Annotated in this window: 7 protein-coding genes and 1 tRNA gene; 2 read left to right on the top strand and 6 right to left on the bottom strand. The window is 75.1% G+C overall.

The window, feature by feature from the left end:
* Positions 1-9: 9 nt before the first annotated feature.
* A tRNA-Val gene (locus tag ABZ318_RS14365) sits at positions 10-84 on the top strand.
* A 51-nt stretch (positions 85-135) separates the two neighbouring features.
* On the opposite strand, the gene ABZ318_RS14360 is transcribed toward ABZ318_RS14365, so the two are convergent.
* The 3 genes from ABZ318_RS14360 to ABZ318_RS14350 all read right to left on the bottom strand — a co-directional run bounded on the left by ABZ318_RS14360 (position 136) and on the right by ABZ318_RS14350 (position 1,936).
* A complete protein-coding gene (locus ABZ318_RS14360; protein WP_356902768.1) occupies positions 136-429 on the bottom strand; it encodes a zf-TFIIB domain-containing protein in 294 nt (97 codons plus the stop codon).
* A 67-nt stretch (positions 430-496) separates the two neighbouring features.
* Complete coding sequence (locus tag ABZ318_RS14355; RefSeq protein ID WP_356902781.1) at positions 497-1,483, bottom strand: aminoglycoside phosphotransferase family protein; 987 nt, start codon at positions 1,481-1,483, stop codon at positions 497-499.
* A gap of 288 nt (positions 1,484-1,771) precedes the next feature.
* Entirely contained in the window at positions 1,772-1,936 is a 165-nt protein-coding gene (locus ABZ318_RS14350; RefSeq protein WP_030691991.1) for a hypothetical protein, read from the bottom strand.
* Between the two features lie 502 nt (positions 1,937-2,438).
* On the opposite strand from ABZ318_RS14350, the gene ABZ318_RS14345 reads away from it, so the two are divergent.
* Positions 2,439-3,644, top strand: coding sequence for a protein kinase (locus ABZ318_RS14345; protein ID WP_356902767.1), 1,206 nt, complete (start codon positions 2,439-2,441; stop codon positions 3,642-3,644).
* 3 nt (positions 3,645-3,647) lie between these two features.
* Here the strand turns inward: ABZ318_RS14345 and ABZ318_RS14340 are convergent, their stop codons facing one another.
* The 3 genes from ABZ318_RS14340 to cobT all read right to left on the bottom strand — a co-directional run bounded on the left by ABZ318_RS14340 (position 3,648) and on the right by cobT (position 9,577).
* Positions 3,648-4,466, bottom strand: coding sequence for an RNA methyltransferase (locus ABZ318_RS14340; RefSeq protein WP_356902766.1), 819 nt, complete (start codon positions 4,464-4,466; stop codon positions 3,648-3,650).
* Positions 4,467-4,570: 104 nt separating this feature from the next.
* Positions 4,571-5,803 (bottom strand): uroporphyrinogen-III C-methyltransferase, encoded by a 1,233-nt coding sequence (cobA, locus tag ABZ318_RS14335; RefSeq protein WP_356902765.1) that lies wholly within the window; start codon positions 5,801-5,803, stop codon positions 4,571-4,573.
* 306 nt (positions 5,804-6,109) lie between these two features.
* Complete coding sequence (cobT, locus tag ABZ318_RS14330; RefSeq protein WP_356902764.1) at positions 6,110-9,577, bottom strand: nicotinate-nucleotide--dimethylbenzimidazole phosphoribosyltransferase; 3,468 nt, start codon at positions 9,575-9,577, stop codon at positions 6,110-6,112.
* Between the last annotated feature and the right edge of the window lie 201 nt (positions 9,578-9,778).

Below are 9,778 nucleotides of genomic sequence, written 5' to 3'. Positions count from 1 at the left end.
GGTGTACCCGCGCGATTAGCTCAGCGGGAGAGCGCTTCCCTGACACGGAAGAGGTCACTGGTTCAATCCCAGTATCGCGCACCAGGAAGAAGCCCCCGGCCGCAGCTCGCGGCCGGGGGCTTCTTCGCGTCCCGGTCAGGAGGAGAAGAGCATCCGCCCGAAGCCGCCCTTGCGGTAGTGGCCGCCGTGGTGACCACCGTGGTGGCCGCCGTGCTGCGGGGCGCCCCAGGCGGGCGCGGCGGGGGCGGGCTGCGCCGGGTACGCCGGCGGGGCGGGCGGGGCCTGCTGCACCCACTGGGACTCCAGACGGGTCAGGGCCTCCAGCTCGCCGTAATCCAGGAAAATGCCCCGGCAACCGCTGCACTGCTCGATCTGGACGCCGTTGCGGTTGTACGTGTGCATGGCCGCATGGCACTTGGGACACTGCATGCTCGGCTCAACTCCCTGACATTGCCGTTCGAATGGTGGCTTCACCTTACGTGGACGCCGAAAGGGCCTACCCGGTTCGATGTCCGGCGATGCGGGCGCAGGTGTCGATCATCACTTCCTCGACCTCGTCGAGCGGCCGGCGCTCGGCCGTGGACTTGGCCAGGGCCAGCGCGGCGGTCTGGACCGTCAGCGCCCGGGCGGGCACGTCGAGCCGCCCCCAGGGCTCCGTGTCCACGGCGGGGCCGCCCGCCTCCTGGTACGCGCCGAGGAACCGCGTCCAGACCTCGGGCGGCAGGAGGCCGGCGGCGAACCATGCGGCGGGCCGGGCCAGATCCCACGCCGGGTCGCCCAGGCCGAGGTCGTCGATGTCGATGAGCCGCCAGGGCGCGTCGATGCCGGTGTCCCCCCGGGCGTCGGGGCGGGTGTCGCGGACCAGCTGGCCCAGGTGGAAGTCGCCGTGGCACAGGAGTCGGTGCGCCGTCGCGGGACCGTCGGGAACCGTCCGCCAGGCGTCCAGGACCGTGGCCGCCGCCGGATGGTCCGGAGCCGTGCGGCGCATCCGCTCCACGGCGAGGGCCACCTTCTCCGGGGCCCGCATGTCCGGGAGGCGGTCGGCCCAGCCGGGCGGGGGCGGGGTGCGGTGCAGCAGGGCGAGGAGTCGCGCCGCCTCCTCCCACGGAGCGGCGTCGGGGTCCTCCGGGTCGACGGGCGGACCGTACGGCCAGACCGTGACCGGGCGGCCGCCCAGCGCGTCGGGGCCCGTCCGCGGCAGCGGGAGGGGCGGCAGGAAGACGCCGCCGACGTCCTGGTGCGCGGCCAGCGCGAGCCGTACGCGATGGGCCTCGGAGTCGGTGCCGGGCGCGTGCGCCTTCGCGACGAGCCCCCCGTGCCGTACGACGGTCCCGTCGTCCCGGTCCGCCAGCACCCCGACGAGCCCGCCCGCGCAGCGGCAGGGCTCGCCGGACGGGTGGGCGGCGGTGTGCGCGAGGGCGGCCAGGCGCTGGAGCGGGCCTTGGCCGTCGGGCGCGGAGGACGGGAACGGCGTCGGGGGTATCGGGGGTGTTGGGGCCACCCCCGGAGCGTACGGGGTGGCCGCTCGCACCGGCTGCCGCTCGGTGGACGGCCGGCCCTGCCGGGGGCGCGCGAGGGCCGGTCTTGCCGGGGACGCGCGAGGACCGGCCTTGTCGGGAACGCGCGAGGGCCGGACCTGTCGGGAACGCGCGAGGGCCGGTCAGCTCCCCAGCTGACCGGCCCCACGCTGCCGTCCGCCGCACCCCCGTCCCCACGGGGTTGATGGCCGGATGTCCCGGCCCGGGCCGCTCTCCCGGGTCCGGGGCGCCGCTCAGCGCCCCAGCATCACGCCCACGGACGACGCCTGTGTGACCACCGCTTCCCAGCCGCCGAAGACGACCACGAGCAGGGCCGCGAGAGGGAGGACCATGGCTGTGGCCACCAGGGGGTGACGGCGGCCGGAGGGCCGGGTGGTCCGCGGTGCCGTGTAAGCCATGATTCCTCTCCTGTCGTGTCTGGTGCGGCGGGCGCGTGACCTCGGGGGACGAGTGCTGCACCCGCCGCATGACCTCAACACTAGGGAGCGGGAAGCGCCGGGACGTCATGCCCGCGTACCGACTTCCGGGCCTCCCGAAGGATGACGCCCGCCCGTGCGACGTACTCCCCTGGGTGGAGACGGCGGCCCGGAACCCGGGGTCTTCCCGGAGGGGACGGCGCCCGAGTGACATCGCTCACTTCCCCGGCCCCCGGATGCGCGGCCGGGTGCGCGGGCCCGGTCCGGCGGTCCCGGGCGGTGCCCGCCGGGCTCCCCGTCGCGTTCGCGTCCGCACGTCAAGTGGGTTTTCCGGCAGGGGGGTTGAGCCCCGGATCCGTTGCCTCCCCTCCCCCGGTCTCCCCCTCAGCACTGACAATCGATCCCGGTGCGAGGGCGCGGCCTATGAGCGCGTACGGGCGCCACTACGTAAGCTGTGCCACGTCGAACGGACGAGGGGACGGACATGGCGATGATGCGGCTCCGGCGCGAGGATCCGCGGATCGTCGGGTCGTTCCGGCTCCACCGCAGGCTGGGGGCCGGCGGGATGGGCGTCGTGTACCTGGGGTCCGACCGGCGCGGCCAGCGGGTGGCGCTGAAGGTGATCCGGCCCGACCTGGCCGAGGACCAGGAGTTCCGCTCGCGGTTCGCCCGTGAGGTGTCGGCGGCCCGGCGGATCCGCGGCGGCTGCACCGCCCGGCTCGTCGCCGCCGACCTGGAGGCCGACCGCCCCTGGTTCGCCACCCAGTACGTGCCCGGCCCCTCGCTGCACGACCGGGTCGCCGAGGAGGGTCCGCTGCGGGCCGCCGACGTGGCCTCGATCGGGGCGGCGCTCTCGGAGGGCCTCGTCGCCGTCCACGAGGCCGGGGTCGTCCATCGTGACCTCAAGCCGTCGAACATCCTGCTGTCGCCCAAGGGGCCTCGGATCATCGATTTCGGGATCGCCTGGGCGACGGGCGCGAGCACCCTCACCCATGTCGGCACCGCCGTCGGATCGCCCGGATTCCTCGCCCCCGAGCAGGTGCGCGGCGCGGCCGTCACCCCCGCCACCGACGTCTTCTCGCTCGGCGCCACCCTGGCGTACGCGGCGATGGCCGACTCCCCCTTCGGGCACGGCAGTTCCGAGGTCATGCTCTACCGCGTCGTGCACGAGGAGCCCCAGCTGCACGGCGTGCCCGACGCGCTGGCGCCGCTCGTCAGGGCCTGCCTCGCGAAGGACCCCGAGGACCGTCCCAGCACCCTGCAGCTGTCGATGCGGCTCAAGGAGATCGCGGCGCGCGAGGCCCAGGGGCTGCCGGTCTCCCGGCCGCCGGCGCAGCGGGAGCGCGCCGAGGAGCGGAGCACCGTCCGGCCCACCGAGCGGTACACCGACCGGGACGTGCCCGGCCGCGGCCCGGAGCGTGAGCGGGGCGGCGAGCGCGGTACGGAGCGGGAGCGGGGTACCGAGCGGGGGCGTGGGGCCGGGCCCTCGTCCCGGCCTTCGGCGGGCCCCCGGACCGGTGGCTCGCGCGGGCCCCAGTCCCGTCCCGGGACCCGGCCCGGCGCGCGCTCCACGTCGACCGGGCGCCGGCCCGCCAACCCCCGGCTGCTGCGGCAGCGGCTCTTCGTCTTCGTGGTCGTGACCCTCGTCGTGGCCCTCGGGATCGCCGCCGCGCAGGCCCTGCAGGGGTAGGGGTCAGGACTCCGGGCGGCCCGTCGCCACCGCGTAGAACGCGACGGCCGCCGCCGCGCCCACGTTGAGCGAGTCGACGCCGTGGGCCATCGGGATGCGGACCCACTCGTCGGCGGCGCGCAGGGCCTGCGTGGACAGGCCGTCGCCCTCCGCCCCGAGCATCAGCGCCACCCGCTCCAGGCGGTGCGGGGCGGCCTCGTCGATCGAGGTCGCCTTCTCCGCCGGGGTGAGGGCGAGGAGCTTGAAGCCCGCCTCCCGTACCGTCTCCAGGCCTCGGGGCCACGCCTCCAGGCGGGCGTACGGGACCGAGAAGACCGCGCCCATGGAGACCTTCACCGAGCGTCGGTACAGCGGGTCCGCGCAGTCCGGGGACAGCAGGACCGCGTCCATGCCCAGGGCGGCGGCGCTGCGGAAGATGGCGCCGATGTTGGTGTGGTCGTTGACCGACTCCATGATCACCACCCGGCGGGCGCCGGCGAGCAGCTCGGCGGCCTCCGGGAGCGGCTTGCGCTGCATGGAGGCCAGCGCGCCGCGGTGCACGTGGTAGCCGGTGACGCGTTCCGCGAGGTCGGGCTGGATCGCGTACACCGGGGCGGGGACCTCGTCGATGACGTCGCGCATGACGTCGACCCACTTGGCCGAGAGCAGCATCGACCGCATCTCGTACCCGGCCTGCCTGGCCCGGCGGATGACCTTCTCGCCCTCCGCGATGAACAGGCCCTCGGCCGGCTCGCGCCTGCGGCGGAGCTCGACGTCGGTCAGGCCGGTGTAGTCGCGCAGGCGCGGGTCGTCGGGGTCGTCGATCGTGATGAGTTCGGCCACGAGGTGATACTGCCTTGTCCGGGGTGTGGTGCCAATGTGTGCGGGGGCGACCCGTCGTTCGGTCGCCCCCCGTTGTGTGCTGGTCGTCGTGCGGGTGGTGGGTGTTACCTCGTCAGTTTGTCGGGGCCCTCGGTGACGACCTCGCCGATGACGATGACCGCCGGCGGGCGGACCTCCTCCGCCTCGACCGTCTCCGCGACCGTCGCCAGCGTCGCGTCCACCCGGCGCTGGGTCGCCGTCGTCCCCTCCTGGACCAGGGCCAGAGGGGTGTCCGGGGACTTGCCGTGGGCGATCAGCGCCTCGGCGATCTTGCCGATCTTGTCGACCCCCATGAGGATGACCAGCGTGCCCGTCAGCTTCGCCAGGGACGCCCAGTCCACCAGCGAACGCGGGTCGTCCGGGGCCACGTGGCCGCTGACCACCGTGAACTCGTGGGCCACCCCCCGGTGCGTCACCGGGATGCCGGCCGCGCCGGGGACCGAGATCGAGCTGGAGATGCCCGGGACCACCGTGCAGGCGATGCCCTCGGCGAGCAGCGCCTGGGCCTCCTCCATGCCCCGGCCGAAGACGAACGGGTCCCCGCCCTTGAGGCGGACCACGGACTTGCCCTGCTTGGCGTGCTCGATGAGCGCGTTGTTGATGGCCTCCTGGGCCATGAAGCGGCCGTACGGGATCTTCGCCGCGTCGATCACCTCGACGTGGGGCGGCAGCTCGTCCAGGAGGTCGCGGGGGCCGAGCCGGTCCGCGATGACCACGTCCGCCTCCGCGAGCAGTCGGCGGCCCCGGACGGTGATGAGGTCCGGGTCGCCGGGGCCGCCGCCCACCAGGGCGACGAAGGGGGTGCGGGAGCGGTGCGCGGGCGCGGCGATCGAGCCGTCGCGGAGGCCCTCGACGATCGCGTCGCGCACGGCTGCGGAGCGGCGGGGGTCGTGGCCGGTGAGCACCGCCACCGTGACGCCGGCGTCGCGGCCCGTGGCCGGGGTCCAGGCGGTGGCCGCCTCGGCGTCGTCCGCCCGTACGCACCAGGTCCTGGTTCGCTCGGCCTCGGCCGAGGCCGCGGCGTTCGCCGTCTCGTCCGTGGTCGCCACCAGGGCGTACCAGGCGTCGGCCAGGTCCCCGTCCTCGTACCTTCGCTTGATCCAGGTGATCTCGCCTGTCTCCGCCATCGCGTCCACGGACGGGGTCGCCGACGGGGAGATCAGGGTGATGTCGGCACCTGCGGCGATGAGGGCCGGGAGTCGGCGCTGGGCCACCTGGCCGCCGCCGAGGACGACGACGCGGCGGCCGGCGAGGCGCAGTCCGACGGGGTAGGCGGGGTGCTCGGCGTTCTCTGCCATGGGTGAGCGGCTCCTCGGAGAGCGGGGCGGTGCGGGCGAGGGTGCCGCTGCGGCGGTGGAGCGGCTCGTGCACGATCACGATAGCCGTGACCTGGGGTTGGCAGGGTGTGACGGACGTCCCCCGCCGGTGGGTCCGTGACGTGGGGGACGCTCCGGAACCGGGTTCGGGACTGCATGATTTACGGCGCTTGCGGGGCCATCAGACACCTGGCGTTTCTTGCGCGCCACAAATCACGCTTTACGTCCCGAACCCGGTTCCTGCGCGTCCCCCACTTCCGTCGGTGGGCGGGGGACTCGCCGGCGGTGCTACTTCTCCGTGATTCCCGCCGAGTCGAACGTGGCCACCTCGTGCATCGCCCGGGCCGCGCTCTGGACCAGGGGCAGGGCGAGCAGGGCGCCCGTGCCTTCGCCGAGACGGAGGTCCAGGTCGACCAGCGGGCGCAGGCCCAGCTTGTTGAGGGCCGCGACGTGGCCCGGTTCGGCGCTGCGGTGGCCCGCGATGCACGCCGCGAGCGACTCGGGGGCGATGGCGCGGGCGACGAGGGCCGCCGCGCCCGTGGAGACGCCGTCCAGGATGACCGGGGTACGGAGCGAGGCCGCGCCCAGGATCAGGCCCACGAGGGCCGCGTGCTCCAGGCCGCCGACCGCCGACAGGACGCCGATCGGGTCCGCCGGGTCCGGCTTGTGCAGGTCGAGGGCGCGCCGGACCACGTCCACCTTGCGGGCGTGCGTCTCGTCGTTGATGCCGGTGCCCCGGCCCGTGACCTCGGCGGCGTCCACCCCGGTGTAGACCGAGATCAGTGCCGCGGACGCCGTGGTGTTCGCGATGCCCATCTCGCCCGTGAGCAGGGCCTTGTTGCCTGCTGCCACGAGGTCGCGGGCCGTTTCGATGCCCACCTCGATCGCCGCCAGGACTTCCTCGCGGGTCATGGCCGGGCCCGTGGTGAAGTCGCCCGTGCCCGGGCGGACCTTGCGGGGCAGGAGGCCCGGAGTGGCGGGGAGTTCCGACGCCACGCCCACGTCGATGACGCAGACCTCGGCGCCCACCTGGTTCGCGAAGGCGTTGCAGACCGCTCCCCCGCCGAGGAAGTTGGCCACCATCTGGCCCGTGACCTCCTGCGGCCACGGGGTGACGCCCTGGGCGTGGACACCGTGGTCGCCGGCGAAGATCGCCACGGCGGCCGGCTCCGGGATCGGGGGCGGGCAGACGCGGGAGAGACCCGAGAGCTGTGCGGAGATGATCTCCAGCATGCCCAGCGCCCCGGCGGGCTTGGTCATGCGCTTCTGCCGCTCCCACGCCTCGCCGAGCGCCTTGGCGTCCAGCGGGCGGATGTTCGCGACGGTCTCCTGGAGCAGGTCGTGCGGCTCCTCGCCGGGCAGCGCGCGGCGGCCGTACGTCTCCTCGTGGACGACCCAGGCCAGCGGGCGGCGCTTGGACCAGCCCGCCTGCATCAGCTCGGGCTCCTCGGGGAACTCGTCGACGTAGCCCACGCAGAGGTACGCGACCACTTCGAGGTGCTCGGGAAGGCCGAGCGTACGGACCATCTCGCGCTCGTCGAAGAAGCTGACCCAGCCGACGCCGAGGCCTTCGGCGCGGGCCGCGAGCCAGAGGTTCTCGACGGCGAGCGCCGAGGAGTACGGGGCCATCTGCGGCTGCGTGTAGCGGCCCAGCGTGTGGCGGCCGCCCCGGGTGGGGTCGGCGGTCACGACGATGTTCACCGGGGTGTCGAGGATGGCCTCGATCTTCAGTTCCTTGAACTGCTTCGCCCGTGCCTTCGGCAGCGACTTGGCGTAGGCCTCGCGCTGACGCTGGGCCAGCTCGTGCATCGTCTGCCGGGTCTCGGCGGAGCGGATGACGACGAAGTCCCAGGGCTGCGAGTGGCCGACGCTGGGCGCCGTGTGGGCCGCTTCGAGGACTCGGAGGAGCACCTCGTGCGGGATCGGGTCGCTGCGGAAGCCGTTGCGGATGTCGCGGCGCTCGCGCATCACGCGGAGGACGGCCTCGCGCTCGGCGTCGTCGTAGGCCGGAGCCGGGGCCGAGGCCGGGGAGTCGGGGCGACTCTCCGTCTGCTCTTCCGGCTGTTCCTCCGTCTGCTCCTCCGGCTGTTCCTCCGTCTGCTCTTCCACCTGGAGTTCGGCCGGCGCTTCCGCCTGGACCTCGGCCGGGGAGTCGGACGTCGGTGCTTCGGGCTGGGGCTCCGGCTGGTCGTCGGCCGGGGCCTCGGCCACGGCCTCCTGTGCCGGTGCGGCCTCGGGGGCCGGCATGGGCTCGGAGGTCGGCAGGGGCTCGGGGGTCGGCAGGGGCTCGGGGGTCGGCTCCGGCTGCTCCTCCGCGACTACGAGGGGCTGCTCGGCCGCCGCCTCCGCCTGGGCCTCCGCGGGAGCTTCGACCGGGGCCTCCGCCACGGCCTCGACGACGGCGGGCTGCTCGAGCGCGGGCTCCACGAGGACCTCCGCCACCGGCTCCGCGGCCTCGGGGGTGGTCTCGGGAGCGGCCTCGGCCTGGGCCTCGGCGGGTGCGGCTTCGGTGGTCGGGGGCTCCACCGGCTGGGCCGGGGCGGGCTCCTGTACGGGCTGTACGGGCTCGGCCGGGGCCTCCGCGACGGGTTCGGCCGTCTGCGGCTCGATGACCTGCACCGGTCCGGCGGGCTCGGCCTCGCGGGGCGCGGGCACGGTCGCCTGGGCGTCCACGACCTCCGCGACGGGCTCGGTGGCCTCCGCGACGGGCTCGACCACGTCGGCCGGGGCCTCCGCCACCGGCTCCACGGGTGCCTCCGCCACGGGCTCGGCCGGGAGCGACGGCTCCTCGGCCGGAGCCTGCTCCGCGACCGGCGCCGGCTCGGTGGCCTGGGGCGCCTCGGCGGCCGGGACCGGGGCCAGGTGCGGGGTCGTCGGGACGGAGCCCTCGACCTGGACGAACTGGGCCGTCGGCGGGACGACCGTTTCTGCGGGTGCCTGCGGCGCGGCCGGCTCCTGCGGCTGCGCGACCCACGGCTCGGCGCCCTGCGGGGCGAGCTGCTGGTCCTGCGCGATCTCGAAGTACTCGGGGCCGGTGGTCGGCGGGCCCGGGTTCCGCACCGGCATCGGGGCGGGGGCCGTGGCCACGACCGGCTCGGGGACCGGCGCGGGCTGCGGGGCCGGAGCGGGCGCGGTGGCCGGGCCGCGGTCGGCGAGGGAGAGCACGACGCCGCCGCCGGCCTCGGGCACCGGCGGGCCCATGTGCAGCGGGCGGCGGGCCGGCGGCGGGGTCGGGGCCGCGGCCTGCGGGGGCATGCGGACGCCGCCGAGGTCGACGGAGCCGGAGTCGCGGCCGGCCGCCTCGTGGGCGCCGGTGTCGAGGATGCCGGGCTCGTAGCCGTGCTCGGTGGCCACGGGGACGCCGTGCGCCGGGGTGCCGAGCGGCACGCCCTGCGGCGGGGTCTGGCCCTGCGGGGCGGTCAGCACGTCGGCGAGCGCGACCCCGTCGGGGAGCGGGCCCGTGAGCGGGTCCGGCAGCGGGTCGGTGAGCGGGTCGCCCATCGGGACCTGCGCCTCCGGGGCGACGGGTGCCGTCGGCGGGGCCGGGACGGCGACCGGCGGCGCGGGCACGACGCCCGGCGGGTGCTCGCTCCAGGCGCCCTGGGCGCCCGGCATCAGGAGCAGGTCGTCGTCCTCGGTGGTGTGGCCGGAGGGGTCCAGGAAGGTGTACGCGTCCGGAGCGGGGATGCCCGGCTGCTCGACCATGCCTGCGTTCTCCGGCAGCCCCTCGCCCGGGACCTGGCCGGTGTCCGTCATGCGTACCCCTCGCCCATCGCTTGTGCTCCTTCAGACCTGCGCCCGTCGACAAGAACGAGCGCGCGCGCCGCGCGGCACGAAACACGCGCGGACACCCACACATTGTCGCGGCCTTCGGCCATCGTGGCAGGGAGATCTGCCACGGTGCGCTGTGGACTGCGCCACGTCGCGCGGTCCCCCCGTTGTCAAGTACCACATGAG

Source organism: Streptomyces sp. NPDC006197, from assembly GCF_040613865.1.
Classification (GTDB): Bacteria; Actinomycetota; Actinomycetes; order Streptomycetales; family Streptomycetaceae; genus Streptomyces.
The sequence above is the reverse complement of the archived record's forward strand: the minus strand, read 5'-3'. Positions and strand labels throughout refer to the sequence as shown.